Below are 24069 nucleotides of genomic sequence, written 5' to 3'. Positions count from 1 at the left end.
CCCAGCCCCGGAGGCCCCGCCCCCGGCCCACCACGCACGCGCGAGGCCCGCACCAACCATCCGGGGCAATCGGGAGGGAGGGCGGGGAAACCGCCCGCCGCAGGCGCAACGCACCCGCACACGACAACCGGGCAGCCCGGCGCAGCCGCCCGCAGGCGCAACCAACCCGCACACGACAACCGGGCCGCACAACCACACCCCGGGCCGTAACGGATCGCTCAGGGGGAGGCCAGGGCGGCGAGGGCGAGGCCGATCGCCGCGGGGGCGGAAACCTCCCCCGCCGCGACCGACACGACCAGGTCGTACGCCGCGTCCTGGTCGGCCGACCGCAGGTCGACCCCGTTCAGCCCCAGGAACACCGCCGCCGCCAGCCACGCCGTCCGCTTGTTCCCGTCGACCAGGGGGTGGTTCGCCGCGATCCCGTGCAGCAGCGCCCCCGCCGCCGCGAAGACGTCGTCCCCGTACGCCTCGACGCCGAACATCCGCGCCCGCGGGCGGTGGACGGCCGACGCGAGCAGCCCGGGCTCGCGCAGGGCGGGCGGCTCGCCGCCGCAGGCGAGGCGGGCGAGGTCGGTGACCTCGGCGAGGGTGAGGTGGCGCACGGTCACGTCACTCCCCCAGCCTGCGCAGCAGGTCCGCGTGGGCGGCGGCGTACGCCTCCCCCGCGACGCGGACGCGCGCGGCCTCGGCCGCCTCGTGGGCCCGCACCGCCGTGCGCACGAACTCCGCGGCGGGCACGCCGTGCGCGTCCGCGAGGTCTGCCATGGACTCCCACTCGGCGTCGGTGAAGACGATGGTCAGCTCTTTCACACTCGGACGGTAGCCCCTCGGCGTGCCCGCCTCACCCGGTTTTCGGGCGGAGCCGTGCCGCGACGCCGACGCCCGCGAGGGCGAGGACGGACATGGGGAGGAGGACGGCCGTGAAGGCGCCCGTCGCACCGCCGAGGGCGGCGAAGACGGTGCCCGCGGCGGCGACGAGGACGACGCTGGACAGGGCGTCGGAGACCTGGAGGGCGGCGGAGTTGGCACCGGCCTCGGAGGGGGCCGAGAGCTTGAAGAGGATGACGCTCAGGGAGGAGATGACCAGGCCCGCGCCGAGGCCGCCCACGGCCCACGCGGCGGCCGCGCTCCAGGCGGGGGCGGCGTCCAGGAGCGGCAGGGCGGCGCCGGCGATCGCGGCGGCCATGAGGAACATGCCGAGGACGACGAGGCGTTCGCGGTGGGGTTCGAGGCGGGGGCGGCCCTGGATCCAGGAGCCGATGCCCCAGGTGACGCCGCCGCTGGCGAGGGAGAGCCCGGCGAGGGTCGGGGACATGTGCCGCTGTGTGACGAGCATCAGCGGGACGAAGCTCTCGGCTCCGAGGAATGTGCCGGAGGCCACACCGCGCAGCAGCACCACGGACGGCAGTCCGCGGGCCGCGCGGAAGGTGCCGCGGGGCAGCAGCCGCAGTGCGGCCGGGACGACGAGCACGGCGCCCGCCGCCGCGAAGACCAGGGACAGCGGCCGCAGGTCCTGCCCGGCGTACTGGAGCAGCCCGGCACCGGCGGAGACGGCGAGCGCCAGGCCCAGCCGGCGCCGGTCGGGAGCCTTGCGGTCGTCCGGCGGCCGCTGCAGGGAGGTGCGGCGCAGCGCGGGCAGGCCGATGAGGAGCGGGAGCACGACGAGCGCCGGGATCGCGAGGAAGACCCAGCGCCAGCCGAACTGCTCGGTGACCGTGCCGGCCACGAGCGGGCCGACGATGGAGGGCAGCACCCAGGACGCGGCGAAGGCGGCCATCACCGCGGGCCGCAGGCGTTCGGGGTAGGCGAGGCCGACGACGACGTACAGGGCGACGATGACGAGCCCGCCGCCGATGCCCTGCACGGCGCGGCCCAGCACGAACGGCCACATGGACTGGGCGGTGCCGGAGACGACCAGGCCGGCCGCGAAGGCGCCGATGCCGGCGACGAGCGGCGCGAGCGGGCCGGTGCGGTCGCACCACTGGCCGCTGACGACCATCGCGAAGAGGGAGGTGGTGAAGTAGCCGGAGAAGGCGAAGGCGTACAGCTGCAGCCCGTCCAGCTCGCGCGCGGCGATGGGCATGGCCGTGCCGACGGCGGTGGCCTCGAAGGCGATGAGCAGGACGACGGAGACCATCGCGAGGGTCAGCGCGCGGTAGCGGCTGCCCAGAACGGTGTCGGTGCCGGTGTCCGGCGCGGCGAGGAGCATGCCTGCATGGCCGGATACCGGCTCGGTGTCTGCGGTGGTCACCACGACAGGGTAAGGGGTCAATCGGCTCCTTGCCCCTGGCACCCCGGTCGGCCTTTCGGCCTAGGACCGGGAGAAGCCGGCCGGGGCAGGGAAGGCGTAGGCCATGCCGCACTACACCTCGTACGACGGAACCCAGCTCGCCTACACGGACCGGGGCGAGGGGCCCGTACTGCTCGCGCTCGCCGGCGGCCCGGGGCGGGACGCCGCCTACCTCGGCGACCTGGGCGGCCTGGACCGGGGCCGGCGCCTGGTGGTCCCGGACAGCCGGGGCACCGGCGGCAGCCCGCCGGCCGACGACCCGCTCGCCTACTCCTTCCCGCGGCTCGCCCAGGACGTGGAGGCGCTGCGCGGGCACCTGGGCCTCGAGCGCTTCGCGCTGCTCGCGCACGACGCGGCCGCCGCGACCGCGCAGGCCTACGCCGCCGCCTACCCGGAGCGGCTGACCCACCTCGTGCTGGTCACCCCGGGCTCGCGGCTGCAGGGCGAGCTGCCCGACGACGCGCGAGAGATCTTCGAGAGCCGGGTCGGCGAGCCCTGGTGGCCGGAGGCGGTCGCCTCCCTCGCCGAGCTGGAGACCGCCGACGACCTCGACCGGGTCCGTACGCTGCTGCTCCAGGTCGCGCCGATGGCGTACGGCCACTGGGACGAGCCCCAGCGCGCCCACGCCGCCGCCGAGGGCGGCCAGTTGCACCCGGTCCCCCGCGCCGGCTTCTGGCAGGGCCTGGACGAGCCGGCCCGGCTCGCCGTGCTGGCCCGGCTGCGCGAGGTGACCTGCCCGGTCCTGGTCCTCACCGGCGACCGCGACGCCGTCACCGGCATGCGCGCGGGCGAGGTCGTCGCGGCCTGCTTCCCGCACGCCCGCCTGCGCCCGCTGCACGCCGTCGGGCACTTCCCGTGGGTGGACGAACCCGACCTGTTCCGCCCGGTGGTGGAGGAGTTCCTGGCCTCCCCCGGCGGTTCGTGAACGGCGTATGGCAGTCCTGTTGCAGGCCCCCGGGAGACGTTGACCCCCTCCCGGGGGCCGCGTCTATGGTCGGGGTACGTCGACGACGCAAGGCCGTGTGCCCGAGTGGTTCAGGGGCTCGACTGCAAATCGAGTTACGTGGGTTCGATTCCCGCCACGGCCTCTTCTGCCTTGACCAGGAAAACGATGGGGATCAACTCGGAAGAGGTACGCCCCATCTGTCTGCCCGTCTCAGTTGACCGGCACGAGCACGCCTGCGGCGCCGTCATCCGGCCCATCCGTCCCCGGCTTCCAGATCAGACCGTCGACCTGTTTCGCCACCTCGGTTCGCACCGCATCGACCATGTGCTGATACCGGGCGGCCATGGCCGTTGTCGACCATCCCATGAGGCCCATGACAGCGCGCTCAGGCACCCCGGGCCAGTCCTTCCGGTGGGAAGCGATGCGGCCGTGTTCGTCGGGGAACACCCACCCGCCTTCCACCCGGCAGATCCGAGCAGGGACTACAGTTTCGGCGACCTGCCGGGGTGACGCCTGGGGAGACGGCCTTCCAGCACGGCGCCGCCCTTGCCGTCGGCTGATGCCCCCGGCCGTACCCAGTCGCCGACTGGTGGACGACGGGACACAAAGCCGGTGACCACCTCCAGGGCGCTTGATCAGCTGTCCGTAGGCTGGGGCATCTTCCTGGCGCGGCACGTTGAGACTCTTCTCCGTGCCGCGTAAGGGAGGGGATCTATGCGCACCACTCTGCTTCAGCGCGCGGCCGCTTTGGCCACGACGCTGGGGCTCACATCGCTCGGGCTGCTCGGGGCCGGCGCGGCGCCCGCGCAGGCGGCGACCAGTGACTGTCCCAAGGGCTACTTCTGTGGCTGGGCGAATGACGACGGTACGGGCTCGACGTTCAAGACGAAGACGAGCGTGCCCACGCTGGGGAGTTGGGACAACAAGATCCGGTTGCGGTACAACCGCACGGGATTGAATGTCTGTTTCTTCGACAAGCCGAACTACGAGGGGTTCGGGGCATGGGATACCCCCGATGAGATCTATCCGATCTCCGGCGCCGAGGCTGACTACAGCTCTATCAAGATCTCGCGCACGCTGCGCGAGTGTGAGACGGACCCGTATCCCTACTGGGAGACGGCGACGTCGCCGAAGGCGCTCGGGTTCGGCGACATGAACGGCGACCGGCGCGCGGACGCGGTACTGCGTGATGAGGCCGGGCGCCTGTGGCTCATGCCCGGCAACGGCACCGGGCGCCTGATCGGCAACGGCGGCTGGAACGCCATGAACGCCCTCGTGAGGCACGGCGACTTCAGTCGTGACGGCCGCGAGGACGTGATCGCCAGTGAGAAGGCCACCGGCAAACTGTGGCTGTACCCGGGCACCGGCAGCGGAGGCCTCGGCACGCGCAAGCTCATCGGCAACGGCGGCTGGAACTCCATGGGCCGCCTCGCGGCGTTCGGCGACCTGACCGGCGACGGCCGCTCCGACCTTCTCGGCGTAGAGAAGGCCACCGGCAAACTCTGGCTCTATCCGGGTACCGGCAGCGGGGGCCTCGGCGCGCGCAAGCTCATCGGCACCGGCGGCTGGAACGGCATGAACGCCCTCGTCGGCGCTGGTGACATGACCGGCGACGGCCGGGCTGACCTCGTTGCCAGGGAGAAGGCCACAGGGAAGCTGTGGCTCTACCCCGGAACCTCGACCCGGACTCTCGGCGCGCGCAAGCTCATCGGCACCGGCGGCTGGAACTCGATGGACCACATCCTCGGCGTCGGCGACACCTCCGGAGACGGGCGACCCGACCTGGAAGCGTCCGACGGCTCCTCGCTCTACCAGTACCAGGGGCTCGCCACCGGCGGCCTGCGCAAGGTCGACCTCGGCAACGGCACCTGGTGGGCGCTGGAAGGCGCCACTGCCTTCTGATCCGCCCGTGAACAGCCTCGCCGGCCCCGTGCGACCTGCTCCGGACCGGCCTGGCTCTCATCGGACATACGCCCGGGCAGACCGCACCCGCGGTCTGCCCGGCACAGCAGTCACGGTGCCGCCACAGTCCACTGCAGAGCGAACCGCCACGCCAGACTCACACCCCCGAGACCTTGCCCACACCGTGCCAAAGCCCGGAACCCGGCACCACGAGTCGGGCCCACCTTGCAGTCCGTCTCAGTTTCCGTCTCGTTCATAGCCGCACGCCGTGGTTCGCACTCGTCCGCGAGCCACTACACACCCCGCTCCGGGAACGGCAATGAACCCGCCCGAACGGCCGGGGTCGCCATCCTCACCGCACCAGGCGAACCTGCAAATCGAGTTACGTGGGTTCGATTCCCGCCACGGCCTCCGCACGAAGGGCCCGGTCCGTACGGACCGGGCCCTTCGTCGTGGGTGGCGGTGGGTCAGCCCTGGGGGCGGGCCACCGCGTGCTGGGGGCGGATGGGGAGACGGCTGACCGGGCGGCCGGTGGCCGCGCGGACGGCGGAGGCGACGGCGGCCGGGGAGACGACCACGGGGACCGCGCTGGCGGCCTTGGCGCCGAAGGGCGCGAGCACGTCGCGTTCCTCGACGAGCCGGACCACGCGGATCGCGGGCGCGTCGAGCGCCGTGGGCAGCGAATAGCCGGTCAGGTTGGGCCGCTTGATGATGCCGCGCGGCGCGCGGAGGTCCTCCATGAGGGCCATGCCGACGCCCTGGCCGACCCCGGCCTCGATGCGGGCGTGCAACTGCGCGGGGTTGAGGATCCGGCCGACGTCCTGGGCGACGGCCATCTCCACGACCCGGATCGCGCCGAGTTCGATGTCGACGTCCACCACGGCGCGCACGGCGCAGAAGGCGAGACCCACGAAGGCGTCGCCCTGGCCGGTGTCGTCGAGCTTCTCGGTGGGGTGCGGACGGCACTGGGCGGTGGCCCACAGCTCCTTGCCGGCCAGCTCCTCCTCGACGGTGGTGGAGAGCACGCCGTCGTAGCTGGTGATCTTTCCGTCGGCGATGGTGAGCAGCTCGGCCGACATGCCGAACTTCCCGGCGAGCGGCTGCAGCAGCTGGGTGCGCACCATCTTGGCGGCGCGTTCGACCGCGCCGCCGGAGACCCAGGTGTGGCGGCCGCGGGCGGCGGCGCCGGCCGGGGGCTGGTCGGTGTCGGAGGGCAGCACGCGGACGTCCTCGACGCCGAGGACCTCCTGCACGATCTGCCGGGCGAGGGTGGCGAAGCCCTGGCCGGTGTCGACGGCGGCGCAGATGACGGTGGCGGCGCCGTCGTGGATGCGGACGGTGGCGGTGGAGACCTCGTCGGTGCCCTCGGCGCCGAGCATGTGGACCATGCCGAGCGCGTAGCCCACGCCGCGGCGCACCGCGCCCGGCTCGCCCGCGCCCTCCAGGCCGCCGGGGAGCAGCCATTCGGACTCGTCGTCATCGACGGGCAGCGGGGGCAGGTCGGTGTCGCGTACGGCCTTGAGCAGTTCGCCGACGGGTGCCGGGCAGGTGACGGTCTGGCCGGTGGGCAGCAGGTCGCCGGTGGCCATGACGTTGCGCATGCGGATCTCGGCCGGGTCCAGGCCGAGTTTGGCGGCGAGCTTGTCCATCTGGCCCTCGTAGGCCGCGCAGACCTGCATCGCGCCCTCGCCCCGGACGTGGCCGGAGGGCGGGTTGTTGGTGCGCACCGCCCAGCCCTCGACGAAGACGTGCGGGACGACGTAGGGGCCGGCGGCGAAGGCCACGGCCGCGGCCAGCGCGTCGGCGGAGGTGTCGGCGTACGCGCCGGCGTCCAGCAGCACCTGGGCCTCGACCTTGACCAGCCGGCCCTCGGCGTCCGCGTGGTGGCGGTAGCGCAGCAGGGTGGGGTGGCGGTGGCTGTGGCTGAGGAAGGACTCCTCGCGGGTGGCCACGAACTTGACCGGGCAGCCGGTCTTCAGCGCGAGCAACCCGAGGGGGATCTGCACCCCGGAGTCCTCGCGGTCGCCCATCGCGCCGGGCACTCCGGTGACGACGACCTTGACCCGGTCCTGTTCCAGCCCGAAGCAGGCGGCGGCCAGGTCGCGGTCGGTGTGCGGGTCGGTGGAGGCGACGTAGAGCTCCACGCCGCCGTCGGGGCGGGGCACGGCGAGGCCGGCCTCGGCGCCGACCGGGGCCGGGTCCTGGCGGCCCACCCGGTACAGGCCCTCGACGATGACCTCGCCGACCGCGTCCGGGTCGCCGAACTGCAGCGGGATGTGCCGGATCAGGTTGCCGTCGGGGTGCAGCGGGGGCGCCGAGAAGGCCCGCTCCGGGTCGATGACGGGCTCCAGGACCTCGTACTCGACGTGGATGGCGGCGGCGGCGAGCCGGGCGGTGTCGGGGTGGTCGGCGGCCACGGCGGCGATGGCCTCGCCGTGGTGCCGGACGGTGTCCTTGGCGAAGACGGGGCGGTCGGCGACGCGGCGCCCGTGCATGGCGTCGCCCGGGACGTCCTCGTGGGTCACCACGGCCCGTACGCCGGGCAGCGCGACGGCCTCCGTCGTGTCGACGGACAGGATGCGGGCGTGCGGGTGCGGGGAGCGCAGCACGGCCGCCCACAGCAGGCCCTCGGCCCACAGGTCGGCGGCGTACGGGTACGTGCCCTGGGCCTTGGCGAGGGCGTCGGTGGTGGGCAGGGAGACGCCGATGCCGTGCGGCGCGGCCTGCTGCTCGTCGGCGCCGGTCTCGACCGGCGCGGGGGTGCCCACGGCCGGGGTGGCCGTCGCGGCGTCGGGGCCCGTCATCGCGCGTACCTTTCGCTGCCGCGAGGGGGGAGGTGGTGCCGGGTCAGGAGGTTCGGGGTGCTCACGCCGGGCCTCCGGAGGAGTGGCGCGGGTGCGGGACGCGGACGCCTTCCGCCGGGTCGCCCGCGGTGTCGTCCGCGGCGCTCTCGGCGCTCTCCTCGCGCTCGGCCACGACCTGGCGGACGGCCTCCAGGACGCCCTGGTAGCCGGAGCAGCGGCAGAGGTTGCCGCTGATGGCCTGCCGGGTCTCCAGCTCGGTCGGGCTGTGGTTGCCCTCGAGCAGGTCGTGCACGGTCATCGCCATGCCGGGGATGCAGAAACCGCACTGCACCGCCCCGCACTCGGCGAGCGCGCGCTGGACGTCCGAGGGGCCCCCGTCGGCGGACAGCCCCTCGACGGTGCGGATGTCGCTGCCCGCGGCGGTCGCCGCGGGCACCAGGCAGGAGGCGACGAGACGGCCGTCGACCTTGACCGAGCACGCGCCGCACTCGCCCTGCTCGCAGCCGTCCTTGGCGCCGGCGAGGCCGAGGCGCTCGCGCAGCACGTACAGCAGGGACTCGCCGAGCCAGGCGTCGGTGACGGGCCGGTCGGTGCCGTTGACGTTGAGGACGTAGGAGTCCACCGGGTGCTCGCTGTGCGCGTCCGCGCCGGGCTCGTCACCGGGTTCCCCGGCCGCCTCCTCCGGGGCCGGGAGCTCCTCCGCCGCGGAGTCCGCCACGAAGTCCGCGGCGGGCTCCGCCGCCGGCTCCTGCGGGTGCGCGTGGTCCTCGCCGGGGACCGGCTCGGGCCGGGGCTCCCCGAAGGCGTCGGCCGGCGCGTAGGCGGGGGCGGGCGGGAAGCGGTACTCGCCGGACTCCTCGGCGACGCCGTCCGGGGCCAGCGGCAGCTTCCACTGGCCGGTGGCGTCCGCGGGCAGGGACCAGCCGCCGTCGGCCGGGCCCGCGTGGGGCGCCGGGGGCGCCTGCGGGGCGGGGGCGGTCCAGGGCTGCTGCACCGGGTCGGGGGCGGGCATGAAGGCACCCACCGAGTACTCGCCGGAGTCGTCGGCGGCGGCGTCCTCGCGCACGACGGGGATCGCCCACGTGGTGGCCGCGTCGTCGCCGGCGGCCGGGGCGGCGGGCGCCTCGGTGTGGGCGACCGTCATCGGCACGGCGGGGGGCTCGGGGGCGTATCCGTGGCCCGGGGCGGCGAGCGGGTCGGCGCCGGGCTCGGTCATGGACAACTGCGCCGCGAAGGAGACGTGCATGGTCTGGTCGGGGTCGTACTCGCCGTGGGGCAGGGGCTCCCACACCCCGTGTCCCGGGGTGAATCCCCCGCCGTGCGGGGACCCCTCCTGCGGCTGGTCGGTCATGCGCCCGTCCGGTGTCCTGTCGTCGTACACGTCGTCACTCATGCCAGTGCCCTCCCCAGCGCGCGGCGGGCCAGTGCGGCCACCGTACGCCGCAGCTGGACGGCCGCGGGGGGCAGTTCGGGGGCTGCGGGTGGGGGTCCCCCCGCGCCGTCAAGGCGTAGGGGGCCGTCCGCGGCCGGCAGCGGGTCGGGGATGCAGGCGGCGGCGGCGTACTCGCCGAAGGCCGTGAGGGCCTCCGGCGCCAGCGTGCGCTCGCCGTCCCAGTCGATCAGCCCGGCGACCCAGCGTTCGGCCTCGAGCGGCCGCAGCGGCACCGGTGCGACAGCTCCCACCGCGCAGCGTACGCCCCGGCGCGCGGGATCGAGGACGACGGCGACGGACGCGATCGCACGGCCGGGGCCGGTGCGGCCGGTGGCCTTGAGGAAGGTCTGCGGCGCGTGCAGCAGGGGAACCCTGACGTACGCCAGGACCTCGCCCGGCCGCAGCGGGTCCATGCCGGTGAGCAGGTGGCTGACCGGCAGCTCGCGGTTGCCGTCAGGGCCGGCGACGAGGACGGACGCCTCCAGGGCGGCCAGCACGGGCAGCGAGTCGCCGGTGGGGGCGGCGCCGGCGATGTTGCCGCCGAGCGTGCCCGCGTTGCGGATCTGCGGGGGCCCGGCGGCGCGCGCGGCGGCGGCCAGCGCCGGGATGAGCGCGGCGAAGTCGGGGCGGCCCATGCGGGCGTGGGTGAGGCCGGCGCCGAGCAGCGCCGCGCCGTCGGCGTACTGCCAGCCGCGGATCTCGCTGATGCGCCCGAGACCGACCAGTCCCGCGGGGCGCAGCAGCCCGGAGTTCACGGCCGCCATGAGGTCGGTGCCTCCGGCGACGGGCACGGCGGTGGGCGTGGCGGCCAATGCCGCCACGGCCTCGTCGAGCGAGGTCGGCAACGCCACATTGCGCGCTGCCTGCCGTGCGTACGTGCTCACGCAGCTGCCCCTTCCCCGGCTGTCCGCGGTGCGGTAGCCGTACGGTACGTGCTGACAGCCCGGACGTGGCAACTCTGGCACATCTTCCGGGGTGATCAACGCGAGGGTCGCAAAGGAGAACCCGCCTTCCGGATGGAACTCCGCCCGGTTTGCGGCTTTATCCAGGTTGCGACGGGAATGGCCTCCTTCATGCGCCTTGCCGTGATCGGCCCCACCACCCTGCCACCTCCCGTCCCGGCCGGCCCCGGGTTGTGGCTGGCCTCACACGATCGGGGGCGGCCCCTCGATCGGGCGTCCGATGACGCCCGGACGCCGCTGCCACGGCAGCGGACCGCCCGGCGGCCGGTATTCGACCCCCAGTGCGTCAAGTCGCCCGTAGTGGGTGGACATTCGGGCGGCGAAGCCCTCGTGGTCGCGGGCGGCGGGCGCGGGCAGCCGGCTCCAGACCGTCTCGGCGAAGGCGGCGAGCCGCGGGAAGGCCATGTAGTCCACCGCGCGGACCGAATCCATCGTCTCCGTCCAGATGTTGGCCTGCGCGCCGATGACGTGGGCGGCCTCCTTCGCGGTGAGGTCGTCCGGGACGGGCTCGAATCGGTAGACGTCCTCCAGGGTGCGGACGTGCGCGATCGGCACGGGCTCGTCCTCGCCGTCCGACTGCCGCCAGTCCAGGTAGACCTGGCTCTCCGGGCACATCACGACGTCGTGCCCGGCGCGGGCCGCGGCGATGCCGCCCGCGTAGCCGCGCCAGGAGGAGACGGCGGCGCCCTCGGCCAGTCCGCCCTCCAGGATCTCGTCCCAGCCGATGAGCCGGCGGCCGCGGCCGCTCAGCCAGGTGTCGAAGTGCCGGACGAACCAGCTCTGCAACGCGTCCTCGTCGCGCAGCCCCAGCTCCTTGATGCGGGCCTGGACGGTGGCGGAGGCGCGCCACTGGTCCTTGGGGCACTCGTCGCCGCCGATGTGGACGAACTCCGAGGGGAAGACCTCCAGGAGCTCGGCGAGGACGTTCTCGTAGAAGCGCACGGTGGCCTCGGTGGGCGCCAGCACGTTCGGGTTGATGCCCCAACCGGTGAGCACCGGCAGGGCGCCGGTGTCCACCACGTCCGCGTTGCCCAGTTCCGGGTAGGCGGCGATGGCCGCCTGCGAGTGGCCGGGGACGTCGATCTCGGGCACGACCGTGACGTGCCGCTCGGCCGCGTACGCCACGATCTCGCGGAGGTCGTCCTGGGTGTAGTAACCGCCGTGCGGGCGCTCGTCCCACAGCGGGGACTCCCGCAGCCCGACCTTGGTGCGGGTGCGCCAGGCGCCGACCTCGGTCAGGCGCGGATAGCGGCGGATCTCGACGCGCCAGCCCTGGTCGTCGGTCAGGTGCAGGTGGAGCACGTTCAGTTTGTGCGCGGCCAGCAGGTCGACGTAGCGCAGGACCACGTCCTTGGGCATGAAGTGCCGCGCCACGTCCAGCAGTACGCCGCGCCATCCGAAGCGCGGGGCGTCCTCGACGGAACAGTGCGGCAGGCGCCAGTCGCGTCCCGGCAGCGGCGCGCGTCGGAAGGCGTCGGCACCGAGCAGCTGCCGTACGGTCTGGGCGCCCCAGAACACCCCCGCCGCTCCCCCGCCGGCGATGCGGACGCCGTCCCCGGCGGACACCGTCAGGCAGTGGCCCTCCGCTCCGAGGCGCTCGGTCACGTCCGGGTCGATGCGGAGCGTGATCGTGCCGGGCGTTCCCGCGGACGGCGGGGGCAGCGGGAGCCCGGTGGCGGCGCCGACCGTGGCGCGCAGCCAGCGCGCGGTCCCTTCGGTGCCGGGGCCGGCGTCCAGGGTGGTGCCGGGGCCGAGGTCCACATGACCGCCGTCGGCGTGCCGGTGCGCCTCGACGGGCGCCGGGATGAGGTCCATGGCGCCCATCCTGCCGCGCCCGCATCAACTGGAATAGACCAATCGCCGATTTCCACCCCGTGCCAACCGGACGTGGGGCCCTCAGCCGCCGGCCCGGCGGGCCCGGTACAGCGCGAGGACGGGGATCAGCCCGCCGACGACGCACCACAGGAGGTGGCTCACGGTCACGGCGGACCACAGCGCCGTGGAGGTCGCCTGCGCCACGGAGAGGGCCACGACGGTGCCGATGAGGGCGACGACGGCGGTCAACTGGAGGACGGCGTGCCGGCTGGGCAGGAAGTCGCGCCGGAGGAAGGCGTCGCCGTACCACCAGCGCACCGCGCGGGCGGCGCCCAGCAGCACCACGACGGCGCCCGCCGCGACGCCCAGGACGGCCGGAAGCGGCCAGGGGGTGCCGTCGGCGGCGGCGGCCGCCGCCAGGCCGGTGGCGGCGATCGGCAGCACGGCCAGGTGGGCCGCCACGGTCAGGGCCGCGGCCCGGGCGCGGGCCGGGTCCCCGTTCAACTCGGCGCGAGCCAGAGCGCGTACGGTCTGCAGCCGCCCCCGGCCGGTGCTGCCGGAACGACGGGCCTGCAGCAGCCACAGCGCGCCCGCCAGCGCCGCCAGCACGCCCACCCCGCCGGCCAGCACCTTCGGGGAGGCGGACAGCACCAGCGCGGCCACCAGCAGCACGGGCACGACCCGCGGCCACCGGCGCCGCCCCGCCACGTCCGCGGGCGCGGCACCGAGCTCCAGGGCCCGGGCCACGACGGTGCGGCGTTCGGCCCGGGCGGCCGGCCGGATCGAGAGGTCCAGCGCCCGTGCGAGCGCGACCTGCGCCTCGGCCTCGCGGGGCGCGATCAGGACCGCCCGCCGGGCGGCGGCGACCGCCTCGGGGCCACGGGAGAGCATCCGGCAGGCGTCGGCGACCAGCACCTGGGCGCGCCATTCGCGGGGGTCGGCGGCGGCGACCCGCAGCCCGAGCCCGAGGGCGGCGTGCGCGTCGCCGAGCATCAGCAGGACGAGCCCGGCCAGCAGCGGCGGATCGGGGTCGCCGCGCTCCGCGTGCGCCAGCGCCCAGTCGACGGCCTCCCGGGCCCGGTCGGCCCGCCGCTCGTACGCGAAGACCCTGGCCCGTACGAGGTAGCCGAAGCTGCCGTTGCGGGCGACGAAGCCGTCGTCGACGAGCGAGTGCGCCATCGCGAAGCGCCCCCGCTCGCACAGCCCGAAGACCCGGTCCGCCGTGACGGCGTCGTCCTGCGCCATGTCCCCCCGTACGCGCGAGGTACGGCCGCGGTGACGCGGCCGTACCTGCCGGGTGCCGCGGCGGCCGCTACTTGCCGCTCTTGTCCTTGTCCTTGTCCCCGCCACCGGTGGGCATGGATTCGAAGATCTCCTTGCACATCGGGCAGACCGGGTACTTCTTGGGGTCCCGTCCGGGCACCCAGACCTTGCCGCACAGCGCGACCACCGGTGATCCGGAGAGCGCGCTCTCCATGATCTTGTCCTTCTGAACGTAGTGCGCGAAGCGCTCGTGGTCGCCATCGCCTTGCGACACCTGCGGGGTCGGCTCGACGAGGGTGCCGGTGCCCGCCCCGCGCTCGGGCTCGAGAGTGCTCATGGCACGCAAGCCTAATTCAGAGACGGATCGTCCGGATACGTCGCGACCATCGCGAGTTCGCTGCGCTGCCTGCGCAGCACGGACCGCCACAGCTGGTCCGGGTCCGGGGAGAAGACGTCCCCCGGTTCGGACTCCACCACGTACCAGGCACCCTCGACGAGCTCGTCCTCCAGTTGGCCGGGCCCCCATCCGGCGTACCCGGCGAAGATGCGCAGGGAGCCCAGCTCGGCCGCGAGCAGCTCCGGCGGCGCCTCCAGGTCCACCAGGCCGATCGCGCCGAACACCCGGCGCCAGCCGAGCGGCTCCGCGTCCTCGCCGTCCCGCGGCTCACCGGGCACCACGGCCAGGCCCAGCGCGGAGTCCAGGGAGACGGGCCCGCCCTGGAAGACGACCTGCGGCGCGCCCGCCAGACCGGCCCAGGGCTCCAGGACGTCGCCGACCCCGACGGGCGTGGGACGGTTGAGGACGACGCCGAGCGACCCCTCCTCGTCGTGGTCGAGGAGGAGCACCACCGCCCGGTCGAAGTTCGGGTCCGCGAGCGCGGGCGTCGCGACGAGCAGCCTGCCGGTGAGCGATGACACTTCGGTCATGGTCAACATAATCCCGCATTCCGCCGCCGCGCGGGGTGGCAACCGCGCCCTTTTCCGCGCCGGGGGCCGTGCGCGGGCCGCCCTTCCGGCCACCGTCCGGAATCGCGCGAACGCACAGGGTGCTGTAGCGAAGCCATTACATGAGTGGGACCTCACAGGCCTCTTCCCGTTGCCGGAAGGCCGAATACCATTTCTTCTTGGTGCCTGCGGGGACCGAGCTTCCTTTCTGCCCGTCTCCAGGATCGCGAGAGCAATGACCGGCCTTAACGACGTACTGCTTGTCCACGGTGGCACCCCCCTCGAGGGGGAGATCCACGTCCGCGGCGCGAAGAACCTCGTGCCCAAGGCGATGGTGGCCGCGCTGCTGGGCAGCGAACCCAGCCGGCTGCGCAACGTGCCCGACATCCGCGACGTGCGGGTGGTGCGGGGCCTTCTGCAGCTGCACGGGGTGACGGTGCAGGCCGGCGACGAGTCCGGGGAACTGGTGCTCGACCCGTCCAAGGTGGAGAGCGCGAACGTCGCCGACATCGACGCGCACGCGGGCTCCTCCCGGATCCCGATCCTGTTCTGCGGCCCGCTGCTGCACCGCCTCGGCCACGCCTTCATCCCGGGTCTGGGCGGCTGCGACATCGGCGGCCGCCCGATCGACTTCCACTTCGACGTGCTGCGCAAGTTCGGCGCGGTGATCGAGAAGCGGCCCGAGGGCCAGTACCTCGAGGCCCCGCAGCGCCTGCGCGGCTGCAAGATCGAGCTCCCGTACCCGTCGGTCGGCGCGACCGAGCAGGTGCTGCTGACGGCCGTCCTGGCCGAGGGCGTCACCGAGCTGAGCAACGCCGCGATCGAGCCGGAGATCGAGGACCTCATCTGCGTCCTGCAGAAGATGGGTGCCATCATCACGATGGGCACCAACCGCACCATCCACATCACCGGCGTGGACAAGCTCGGCGGCTACAACCACCGCGCCCTCCCGGACCGCCTGGAGTCCGCCTCCTGGGCCTGCGCGGCCCTGGCCACCGAGGGCAACATCTACGTCCGCGGCGCCAGCCAGCGCGAGATGATGACCTTCCTCAACGTCTTCCGCAAGGTGGGCGGCGCGTTCGAGGTCGACGAGGACGGCATCCGCTTCTGGCACCCCGGCGGCCCGCTGAACGCCATCGCCCTGGAGACGGACGTCCACCCCGGCTTCCAGACCGACTGGCAGCAGCCCCTGGTCGTGGCCCTCACGCAGGCCTCGGGCCTGTCCATCGTCCACGAGACGGTCTACGAGTCCCGGCTGGGCTTCACCTCGGCGCTCAACCAGATGGGCGCCCACATCCAGCTCTACCGCGAGTGCCTGGGCGGCACCCCCTGCCGCTTCGGCCAGCGCAACTTCCTGCACTCGGCGGTCGTCAGCGGCCCCACCAAGCTGCAGGGCTCCGACCTGGTCATCCCCGACCTGCGCGGCGGCTTCTCGTACCTCATCGCGGCCCTGGCGGCGCAGGGCACCTCCCGGGTGCACGGGATCGACCTGATCAACCGCGGCTACGAGAACTTCATGCAGAAGCTGGAGAAGCTCGGCGCCAAGGTCGAGCTGCCCGGCACGGACTGACCCGGCGCCCGCCCCGGAGCACACGGAAGGGCGGCCTCCCCCGCGGGGGAGGCCGCCCTTTCAGATGTCGCGGTAGTCGCGGAATTACTTGCCCTTGGCGGCTTCCTTGAGCTTCGAGCCCGCGGAGACCTTCACGCTGTAACCGGCCGGGATCTGGATCGGGTCACCGGTCTGCGGGTTGCGCGCGGTGCGCGCGGCACGGTGGCTGCGCTCGAAGGTGAGGAAGCCGGGGATGGTGACCTTCTCGTCGCCCTTGGCGACGATCTCGCCGACGACCTCGGCGAACGCGGCCAGAACGGCGTCGGCGTCCTTGCGGGTCACCTCGGCGCGCTCGGACAGCGCGGCCACCAGCTCACTGCGGTTCATCTAAGTACTCCTTGCATGGAAACCCCCAACGTCGACCGTCGGGGAAGACGCATTGTGAAGACGCTCATCGCGCTTCTGCGGTGCGGCCCTCACCGCCCAGGTACGCATCCTGCCCCTATTTCTGGGGGAAACGCCAATCCGGCACCCGGGAGAGTCACACAAAAAGCGGGTCGTGTACGGCCCGATGACGCTCCGTCGTCATGACGTCGCGGTGAGGCCCTGTGCCTTCGCGGCCTCGCGGACGGCGCCGGCGACGGCGCCCGCGACCTTGTCGTTGAAGACGCTCGGGATGATGTAGTTCGGGTTGATTTCGTCCTCGGTGACGACGTCCGCGAGGGCGGTCGCCGCCGCGAGCATCATCTCGGTGTTGACCGTCCGGCTCTGGGCGTCCAGGAGACCGCGGAAGACACCAGGGAAGACCAGCACGTTGTTGATCTGGTTCGGGAAGTCGCTGCGGCCCGTGGCGACCACCGCGGCGGTCTCCCGGGCGACCGCCGGGTCCACCTCGGGGTCGGGGTTGGCCAGCGCGAAGACGATGGCGCCGTCGGCCATGGCCGCGACGTCCGCGCCGTCCAGGACGTTGGGGGCGGAGACGCCGATGAAGACGTCCGCGCCGCGCACCGCCTCCTTCAGCGTCCCGGTGATCTCCTCCGGGTTGGTGTTGTCGGCGATCCAGCGCAGTGCCGACCCGGGACCGGCCGCGACCAGGTCCTCCCGGCCGCTGTGCACGACACCGTGGATGTCGGCCACGACCGCGTGCTTGACGCCCGCCGCGAGCAGCAGCTTGAGGATGGCCGTGCCGGCCGCGCCCGCGCCCGACATGACGACCCGGACGTCGCCGACCTGCTTGCCGACCACGCGCAGCGCGTTGGTCAGCGCCGCGAGCACCACGATGGCGGTGCCGTGCTGGTCGTCGTGGAAGACCGGGATGTCCAGGGCCTCGCGCAGCCGGGCCTCGATCTCGAAGCAGCGGGGCGCCGAGATGTCCTCCAGGTTGATGCCGGCGAAGCCGGGGGCGATCGCCTTGACGATCTCCACGATCGCGTCGGTGTCCTGGGTGTCCAGGCAGATCGGCCAGGCGTCGATGCCCGCGAAGCGCTTGAAGAGCGCCGCCTTGCCCTCCATGACCGGCAGCGCGGCCTTCGGCCCGATGTTGCCGAGGCCCAGCACGGCCGAGCCGTCGGTGACCACCGCGACGCTGTTGCGCTTGATGGTCAGCCGGCGGGCGTCCTCGGGGTTCTTGGCGATCGCCATGCAGACCCGGGCCACACCGGGGGTGTAGACCATCGAGAGGTCGTCACGGTTGCGGATGGGGTGCTTGGACGCCATCTCGATCTTGCCGCCGAGGTGCATCAGGAACGTGCGGTCGGAGACCTTGCCGATCGCGACGCCCTCGATCTGCGCCAGCTTGGCGACGATCTCGTCCGCGTGCGCGGTGGACGTGGCCGCGATCGTCACGTCGATTCGCAGCTTCTCGTGGCCGGAAGCGGTCACGTCGAGGCCGTGGACCGCGCCACCGGAGGCCTCCACGGCCGTGGTGAGCTGGCTGACCGCGGATCCGCTCGCGGGCACCTCCAGCCGCACCGTGATTGAGTACGAGACGCTCGGCGCCGTTGCCATGGCCGCTGTTCCTCCGCTGTCGCTGCTTTGTGCGCCCTCGATGCTGCCACCTACTGGTGGGTACGCGTAAACCCGGGGGCCTACGACAGAATGTCGGGTAGCGATGGGGGACAACGGAAGCTTGCGTGCTTAATGTTCCCCCGACCGCCACCGGAACGGCGCACACAGACGGAATGACAATCGCGGATCGTTTGTTAGCCTGGGTGAGGCACCGGCTCGATCCAAGCCCCCGGGCCCAACCTTAGGCGCTTCGAGCGCCCACTTGCCGCGAGGCGAGCATGGCGGGTCGGTGTCGTACACGTCCGGCGGGGCGCCCCTCACAGAGGGGCGCCCCGCCGTCGTCATGGGGCGGGTCAGTCCCGCAGCAGGTCCGGGACGCCGTCGCCGTCCGGCAGGTCGCGCGCGCCGGAGAGCACCGTCAGCCGCTGGGTGGCCCGGGTCAGCGCCACGTACAGCACCCGCAGCCCCGCCGGGGACTCGTCCGCGATCTCCGCGGGCGACACGACCAGCGTCGCGTCGTACTCCAGACCCTTGGCCTCCAGACTGCCCAGCGCCACCACGCGCTCGCCCAGCCCCGCCAGCCAGCGCCTGGCCTCCTCCCGGCGGCCCATGGCCACGACCACGCCCACCGTGCCCTCGACCTCGTCCAGCAGCCGCTCCGCCTCCGCGCGGACCGCCTCGCCGGGACTCCCGTCGGCGGCCGCCACGAACCGCGGCACCAGCCCCGTGGAGCGCACCGCGCGCGGCGCCTCGCTGCCCGGCATGGCCAGCGCCAGCACCTTCGCCGCCAGGTCGGCGATCTCGGCCGGGTTGCGATAGTTCACCGTGAGCGTGAAGCGGCGGCGCGGACGCGTGCCCAGGGCCTCGTCACGGGCCAGGGCCGCCTCGTCGGGGTCGGTCCACGAGCTCTGCGCGGGGTCGCCGACCACCGTCCAGGTCGCGGCACGGCCGCGGCGGCCCACCATGCGCCACTGCATCGGGGTGAGGTCCTGCGCCTCGTCGACGATCACGTGCGCGTACTCGGTGCGCTCCGCGTCCAGCCGGTCCTGCCGGCTGCGCCGACCGCCCGCCATCCGGTCGGCGAAGGTGGTGACCTCCTCCAGCCCGGTCAGCTGGTCCAGCGGGTCCGCCTCGCGGGTGCGCACCCTCGGCGGCGGGCCCAGCAGGGCCTCCAGCTCGTCGAGCATCGCCACGTCGTGCACGGACAGCGCGCCGTTGCCCCCGACGTCCAGCCGGCGCAGCGAGCGCGCCACCCGGCGTACCTCGGGCGGTGACAGGACCCTCCGCGACCAGCGCCCCAGCCGCTTCTCGTCGGAGAGCGCCGCCAGCACCCCGCGCGGGGTCAGCACGGGCCACCACGCGGCCAGGAAGTCCACGAACTCCTGCTCGGTGGAGATGTCCTCGTCGAAGCCCTGCCGCTCCTCCGCGGCCAGAGCCGGGTCGTCGAAACGGCGCCCGGCCTTGCGCCACAGGGCGTCCAGCAGCAGACGGCGGGCCCGGGGCCGCAGCAGGTTCACCGGCGTCGTCCCGCCCAGCACGTCGTGCCGGATCCCCGACAGCTCCTCGGCCTCCAGTTCCAGCCGCCGTCCGAACGCCACCACCCGCAGCCGGTCCGGGCACCGCGCCGAACCGGCCCCGTACTCCAGCACCCCGCGGGCGGCCCTCCGCAGCACCTTCAGCATCCGCAGCGAGCCCTTGATCCGGGCGACCGCCGGATCGTCGTACGTGGTCGCCTCGGCGCCGTCCACGAGCGAGCCCACGGCGCGGATCGCGACCTGGCCCTCCTCGCCCAGCGAGGGCAGCACGCCCTCGGTGTACGCGACCAGCAGCGGCGTCGGGCTGACCACCAGGATCCCGCCCGCGTACCGGCGCCGGTCCTGGTACAGCAGGTACGCCGCCCGGTGCAGGGCCACGGCCGTCTTCCCCGTGCCGGGCCCGCCGGCCACCTCGGTGACCGACGCCGCGGGGGCCCGGATCACCTCGTCCTGCTCGGCCTGGATGCTGGAGACGATGTCCCGCATGGTGTGGCTGCGCGCCTGGCCCAGCGCGGCCATCAGCGCGCCGTCCCCCACCACGGGCAGACCCGTCGTCAGCTCCGGGCGCAGCAGGTCGTCCTCGACGCCCAGCACCTTGCGGCCCTTGGAGCGGATGACACGCCGCCGCACGACCCGGCCGGGCGCGACCGGGGTCGCCCGGTAGAACGGCGCCGCCGCGGGGGCCCGCCAGTCGATCACCAGCGGCGCGTAGTCCGCGTCCAGCACGCCGAGCCGGCCGATGTGCAGTGTCTCGGCGATCGCCGCCGTCCCGTCGGGCCGGATCGCGTCCTCGGCGGGCTCCACGGAGGTGTAGGCACCGTCCGGGCCCTTCTTGCCGTCCTCGCCCAGAAGCAGATCGACCCGGCCGAAGAGGAAGTCCTCGAACTCCGAGTTCAGCCGGTTCAGGTGCAGCCCCGCCCGGAAAACCTGTGCGTCGCGCTCCGCGAGCGCGCCCGGCGTCCCGACCTGGCCGCGTTTGACCGCGTCGTCCATCAGGAACTCGGCCTCGTGGATCTTCTCCTCGAGCCGGTCGTACACCCGGTCCAGATGCGTCTGCTCGACCGCGATCTCCGTGTCCCGGACCGCTGCCACGCAGGACCCCCTTCTTCTTCCCGTTCGTCACGCGCCGCGCGCGCCGCCCCGGCGAACGGGGCAGCCTGCAACCGTACGCCAACAGGGCGTTCCGCGCCCACTCGGCGAGTGCCCCCCGAAGCGTCCGGGGTACCCCGCGTCGCCCCGTGCGGGTGCGTGGTGGTTTCTGTGTCGGGGTTTCTCCCCCGCCCGCCCTCGCTCCCCCAGCCTTCGGCCGGGGGGGGACCCCCATCCGGCACGGTTGGTGCGGGCTTCGCGCGGTGGGTGGTGGGGCGGGGCCTCCGGGGCTGGGCATTCTGGACCGCACATTTATGTGCATGACGGGCGGTCCAGGTCGGGCCCCGGATGCCGCACGACACATACACGTCGGCGTCCAGAACGCCCACCCTCCCCCAGCCTTCGACCGGGGGTGCCCCCAACTCCCCCGCCCCCTCCGCCGGTTCCGCGACCAACGGCCGGTGGGGGTCACAAAGCCGTCCGGGGTTGCCGCAAGCGCCTCGCCCACCCCCCACCGGCCGTCATGCGCCCATACGACGGGAGGGGGTGTGGCGGGGTGCTCCCCCTGGCCGGGGGCTGGGGGAGACGAGCGGCGGGCCCGGCGCCGAATGACGTCGGGCCAAACCGCGAGCGCTGTGGGCGTCCCCCCGGCCGAAGGCGGGGGAGGGCGGGAGGGTGGGGGATGCCCGCCGCAGGCGCAAACAACCCGCACACGAACAACAGGCCGCAACCACGAACCCGGGTCACGCGGAGGCGTACTTGCCCTCCGCAGCCGGGTCCAGCGCGAGGCGGTAGCCCCGCTTGACCACCGTCTGGATGAGCTTCGGCGCCCCCAGCGCCGCCCGCAGCCGCGCCATCGCCGTCTCGACGGCGTGCTCGTCGCGCCCCGCCCCCGGCAGCACCCGGAGCAGGTCGGCCCGGGAGACGACCCACCCGGGGCGCCTGGCGAGGGCGCGGAGCAGGCCCATCCCGGCCGGGGGGACGGCGCGCAGCTCGCCGTCGACGAGGACCGCGTGGCCGCGGATCTCCAGGCGCCGTCCGGCGACGGGCAGGGGACGCGCCCGCGCCGGGAGTTCCGCGGCGAGCAGCTGGACGAGGGGTCCGAGGCGGTAGCGCTCGGGCTGAGAGGTGGGCACGTCGTGGGCCTCCAGGGGAAGCGCCGTGACGGGGCCCACGCAGGCCGGGAGGATGTCGTGGCGCAGGGCGTCGAGGAGCTCGCCGCGCAGGCCCCGGCGTTCGGCCCGGTCCAGCAGGGAGGCCGCCGCGGGGGCGCTGGTGAACGTGACCGCGTCCAGCCCGCGCACGAGGGCAGCGTCGATGAGCCGGTCGACCGGGCCGATGTCCTCCGGCGGCATCCAGCGGTAGACGGGCACGCCGACGACCTCCGCGCCCGCCACGTGCAGTGCCTCGCAGAAGCCGGGCAGCGGCTCCCCGTGCAGCTGGACGACGACGCGGCGGCCGGCGACACCCTCGTCCAGCAGGCGGTCGAGGACCTCCGCCATCGACTCGGACGCCGGTGACCAGGACTCCCTGAGCCCGGCGGCGCGGATCGCGCCGCGCACCTTGGGGCCGCGGGCGAGCAGTTCGACGTGCCGCAGCCGTTCCAGCAGGGCCTCGCCGAGGCCCCAGCCGTCGGCGGCCTCGATCCAGCCGCGGAAACCGATCGCCGTGGTGGCGACCACGACGTCGGGGCCGCGGTCGAGCAGCCGCTCGGTCGCCGCGAGCAGTTCGGTGTCGTCCGGCAGCGGGACGATCCGCAGCGCGGGGGCCCGCATGACGACGGCGCCGCGCCGCTCGAGGAGGGCGCAGAGGTCGTCGGCGCGGCGGGCCGCGGTGACGCCGACCGTGAAGCCCGCCAGGGGGAGGACGTCTGGGTGTCGCACTTGCATGGCTCTGCCTCGCTCCGCCGGAGGTACACGTGCAACGGAGGCCGGGGACCGTCCCGGGTCCCGGAGTCGTGCGCCCCGTTCCGCGCATGGTTCCAAGCCCCGGTGACGGTCCGGGTTCGCCTGCATTTCCCCGTTGTTACGCGGTTCGCCGGGGCTACACCTCCGCGTAGGAGAGCCGCGGCTCCGGCTCGGCCCCGGCGCCGGGGCCGGCGGCCGGGGCGGGGGCCGGCGCGGGCCCGCGCAGGTATACGGCCCAGGTGACCACGAAGCAGACCGCGTACACGGCCAGGAAGGCGACGAAGGCAGGGGTGCCGGTGCCCCCGGTGAGGAAGGACTGCCGGAAGGCGAGGTTGATGCCGAGGCCGCCGAGCGCGCCGACGGCGCCGATCAGGCCCATCGCGGCGCCGGACAGCCGCCGTCCGTAGGAGGCCGCGGCCTCGCCGGTCAGCCCCATCGCGGCGGCCTTCGCGGCGTAGATGCCCGGGATCATCTTGTACGTGGAGCCGTTGCCGAGGCCGGTCAGGAGGAAGAGGGCGACGAAGGCGACGGAGAACAGCGTCAGGGACCTCTGCGCCGAGGCGAGGACGATCACGGCGGTGGCGGCGGCCATCGCCAGGAAGTTCCACAGGGTGATCCGCGCGCCGCCGAAGCGGTCCGCGAGCCGCCCGCCGACCGGGCGGACCAGCGAACCGAGCAGGGGGCCGACGAAGGTGACGGACGCGGCCTGCAGCGGGGTGCGGGCGAACTCGTTCTGCAGGACGAGCCCGAAGGCGAAGCTGTAGCCGATGAAGGACCCGAAGGTGCCGATGTACAGGAGGGACATGATCCAGGTGTGGCCGTCCTTCACCGCCAGGGCGGCCGCCCCCGTGTCGTTCCGCACGGGCGCCAGGTTGTCCATGCACAGGGCGGCGAGCGTGGCGGCGACCACGATGAGCGGGATGTAGACGGCGAGCAGCAGCCTGGGGTGCCCGGCGCCCGCGGTGCCGATGACCAGCAGGCCGACCAACTGGACGACGGGCACGCCGATGTTGCCGCCGCCCGCGTTGAGGCCGAGCGCCCAGCCCTTCTTCCGGAGCGGGAAGAAGGAGTTGATGTTGGTCATGGAGGAGGCGAAGTTGCCGCCGCCGACCCCGGTCAGCGCGGCGACGGCGAGGAAGGTGCCGTAGGAGGTGCCGGGCTCCATGACGACGGCGGCGGCGATCGTCGGCAGCAGCAGCATGAGCGCGCTGATGACGGTCCAGTTGCGGCCTCCGAAGCGCGCGACGGCGAAGGTGTACGGGACGCGGACCACCGAGCCGACCGCCGTGGCCATGGCGACCAGGAAGAACTTCCCGGCGGGGTCGATGCCGTACTCCGGGCCCATGAAGAGCACCATGACCGACCAGAGCGTCCACACCGAGAAGCCGACGTGCTCGGACAGCACGGAGAAGAGCAGGTTCCGCTGGGCGACCCGGCGGCCGCCGGCCTCCCAGAACTCCTCGTCCTCCGGGTCCCACCGCTCGATCCAGCGGCCGCCCTTGCGTGCTGTGGTGCTCGCGGCAGTCATGACGCCTCCAGGCCCTGATGTCGCTCGTCGGGTGATGCCCACGACGGTAGGAACACCGCGTTTCCGCCCGATGGCCCGAGGTGACCGTCACGCAA

The 24069-nt window shown here is 73.7% G+C and carries 18 protein-coding genes, 1 tRNA gene and 1 pseudogene; 4 read left to right on the top strand and 16 right to left on the bottom strand.

Annotated elements, in window-relative coordinates; all coding sequences use genetic code 11:
* Positions 1 to 218 precede the first annotated feature (218 nt).
* Genes OIE69_RS24770 through OIE69_RS24760 form a run of 3 tightly spaced genes read right to left on the bottom strand, consistent with a single transcriptional unit; the run spans position 219 to position 2209 of the window.
* Positions 219 to 608 carry a type II toxin-antitoxin system death-on-curing family toxin gene (locus OIE69_RS24770; RefSeq protein ID WP_326575723.1) on the bottom strand — a complete coding sequence of 130 codons (390 nt, stop codon included), beginning with the start codon at positions 606 to 608 and terminating at the stop codon, positions 219 to 221.
* 1 nt (position 609) lies between these two features.
* On the bottom strand, positions 610 to 810 hold the full coding sequence (locus tag OIE69_RS24765; protein ID WP_326575722.1) for a hypothetical protein: 201 nt from the start codon (positions 808 to 810) through the stop codon (positions 610 to 612).
* Between the two features lie 31 nt (positions 811 to 841).
* The gene (locus tag OIE69_RS24760; RefSeq protein ID WP_326581403.1) at positions 842 to 2209 is read right to left on the bottom strand and encodes an MFS transporter; all 1368 of its coding nucleotides are present in this window, start codon (positions 2207 to 2209) and stop codon (positions 842 to 844) included.
* A gap of 145 nt (positions 2210 to 2354) precedes the next feature.
* Here OIE69_RS24760 and OIE69_RS24755 point away from each other — a divergent pair, with 145 nt between their 5' ends.
* A complete protein-coding gene (locus OIE69_RS24755; RefSeq protein WP_326575720.1) occupies positions 2355 to 3215 on the top strand; it encodes an alpha/beta fold hydrolase in 861 nt (286 codons plus the stop codon).
* A gap of 91 nt (positions 3216 to 3306) precedes the next feature.
* Positions 3307 to 3378: transfer RNA gene (locus OIE69_RS24750), tRNA-Cys, on the top strand.
* A gap of 68 nt (positions 3379 to 3446) precedes the next feature.
* Here OIE69_RS24750 and OIE69_RS24745 read toward each other — a convergent pair.
* Positions 3447 to 3632, bottom strand: a pseudogene (locus OIE69_RS24745) (site-specific integrase); the annotation flags it as partial.
* A 318-nt stretch (positions 3633 to 3950) separates the two neighbouring features.
* On the opposite strand from OIE69_RS24745, the gene OIE69_RS24740 reads away from it, so the two are divergent.
* Positions 3951 to 5138 carry an FG-GAP-like repeat-containing protein gene (locus tag OIE69_RS24740; protein WP_326575718.1) on the top strand — a complete coding sequence of 396 codons (1188 nt, stop codon included), beginning with the start codon at positions 3951 to 3953 and terminating at the stop codon, positions 5136 to 5138.
* Positions 5139 to 5605: 467 nt separating this feature from the next.
* Here OIE69_RS24740 and OIE69_RS24735 read toward each other — a convergent pair whose 3' ends face one another.
* The 7 genes from OIE69_RS24735 to OIE69_RS24705 all read right to left on the bottom strand — a co-directional run bounded on the left by OIE69_RS24735 (position 5606) and on the right by OIE69_RS24705 (position 14341).
* A complete protein-coding gene (locus OIE69_RS24735) occupies positions 5606 to 7942 on the bottom strand; it encodes a xanthine dehydrogenase family protein molybdopterin-binding subunit (RefSeq protein ID WP_326575716.1) in 2337 nt (778 codons plus the stop codon).
* Positions 7943 to 8003: 61 nt separating this feature from the next.
* A complete protein-coding gene (locus OIE69_RS24730) occupies positions 8004 to 9335 on the bottom strand; it encodes a (2Fe-2S)-binding protein (RefSeq protein WP_326575714.1) in 1332 nt (443 codons plus the stop codon).
* Positions 9332 to 10258: an FAD binding domain-containing protein gene (locus OIE69_RS24725; protein ID WP_326575712.1), complete on the bottom strand. Its 927-nt coding sequence runs from the start codon at positions 10256 to 10258 to the stop codon at positions 9332 to 9334. The genes OIE69_RS24730 and OIE69_RS24725 overlap by 4 nt, the downstream gene beginning before the upstream one ends.
* 261 nt (positions 10259 to 10519) lie before the next feature.
* Entirely contained in the window at positions 10520 to 12151 is a 1632-nt protein-coding gene (locus OIE69_RS24720; protein ID WP_326575710.1) for a beta-N-acetylhexosaminidase, read from the bottom strand.
* Between the two features lie 81 nt (positions 12152 to 12232).
* On the bottom strand, positions 12233 to 13396 hold the full coding sequence (locus OIE69_RS24715; protein WP_326575708.1) for a hypothetical protein: 1164 nt from the start codon (positions 13394 to 13396) through the stop codon (positions 12233 to 12235).
* Positions 13397 to 13463: 67 nt separating this feature from the next.
* A complete protein-coding gene (locus OIE69_RS24710; protein ID WP_319138078.1) occupies positions 13464 to 13751 on the bottom strand; it encodes a DUF3039 domain-containing protein in 288 nt (95 codons plus the stop codon).
* Positions 13752 to 13762: 11 nt separating this feature from the next.
* The gene (locus OIE69_RS24705) at positions 13763 to 14341 is read right to left on the bottom strand and encodes a YqgE/AlgH family protein (RefSeq protein ID WP_089225791.1); all 579 of its coding nucleotides are present in this window, start codon (positions 14339 to 14341) and stop codon (positions 13763 to 13765) included.
* Between the two features lie 253 nt (positions 14342 to 14594).
* Here OIE69_RS24705 and murA point away from each other — a divergent pair, with 253 nt between their 5' ends.
* Positions 14595 to 15929 (top strand): UDP-N-acetylglucosamine 1-carboxyvinyltransferase, encoded by a 1335-nt coding sequence (murA, locus tag OIE69_RS24700; protein WP_326575701.1) that lies wholly within the window; start codon positions 14595 to 14597, stop codon positions 15927 to 15929.
* An 84-nt stretch (positions 15930 to 16013) separates the two neighbouring features.
* On the opposite strand, the gene OIE69_RS24695 is transcribed toward murA, so the two are convergent.
* From OIE69_RS24695 to OIE69_RS24675, 5 genes are all read right to left on the bottom strand, one after another.
* Positions 16014 to 16295, bottom strand: a complete 282-nt coding sequence (locus tag OIE69_RS24695; protein WP_018564081.1) for an HU family DNA-binding protein — start codon at positions 16293 to 16295, stop codon at positions 16014 to 16016.
* Positions 16296 to 16493: 198 nt separating this feature from the next.
* Positions 16494 to 17915: an NAD-dependent malic enzyme gene (locus tag OIE69_RS24690; RefSeq protein ID WP_326575698.1), complete on the bottom strand. Its 1422-nt coding sequence runs from the start codon at positions 17913 to 17915 to the stop codon at positions 16494 to 16496.
* Positions 17916 to 18268: 353 nt separating this feature from the next.
* Positions 18269 to 20542: a UvrD-helicase domain-containing protein gene (locus OIE69_RS24685; protein ID WP_326575696.1), complete on the bottom strand. Its 2274-nt coding sequence runs from the start codon at positions 20540 to 20542 to the stop codon at positions 18269 to 18271.
* Positions 20543 to 21282: 740 nt separating this feature from the next.
* Positions 21283 to 22428: a uroporphyrinogen-III synthase gene (locus OIE69_RS24680; protein ID WP_326575694.1), complete on the bottom strand. Its 1146-nt coding sequence runs from the start codon at positions 22426 to 22428 to the stop codon at positions 21283 to 21285.
* 154 nt (positions 22429 to 22582) lie between these two features.
* Positions 22583 to 23974, bottom strand: coding sequence for a nitrate/nitrite transporter (locus tag OIE69_RS24675; protein ID WP_326575692.1), 1392 nt, complete (start codon positions 23972 to 23974; stop codon positions 22583 to 22585).
* Between the last annotated feature and the right edge of the window lie 95 nt (positions 23975 to 24069).

Origin of the sequence: Actinacidiphila glaucinigra (assembly GCF_035918135.1) — a bacterium.
GTDB lineage: Bacteria > Actinomycetota > Actinomycetes > Streptomycetales > Streptomycetaceae > Actinacidiphila > Actinacidiphila glaucinigra.
The sequence above is the reverse complement of the archived record's forward strand: the minus strand, read 5'-3'. Positions and strand labels throughout refer to the sequence as shown.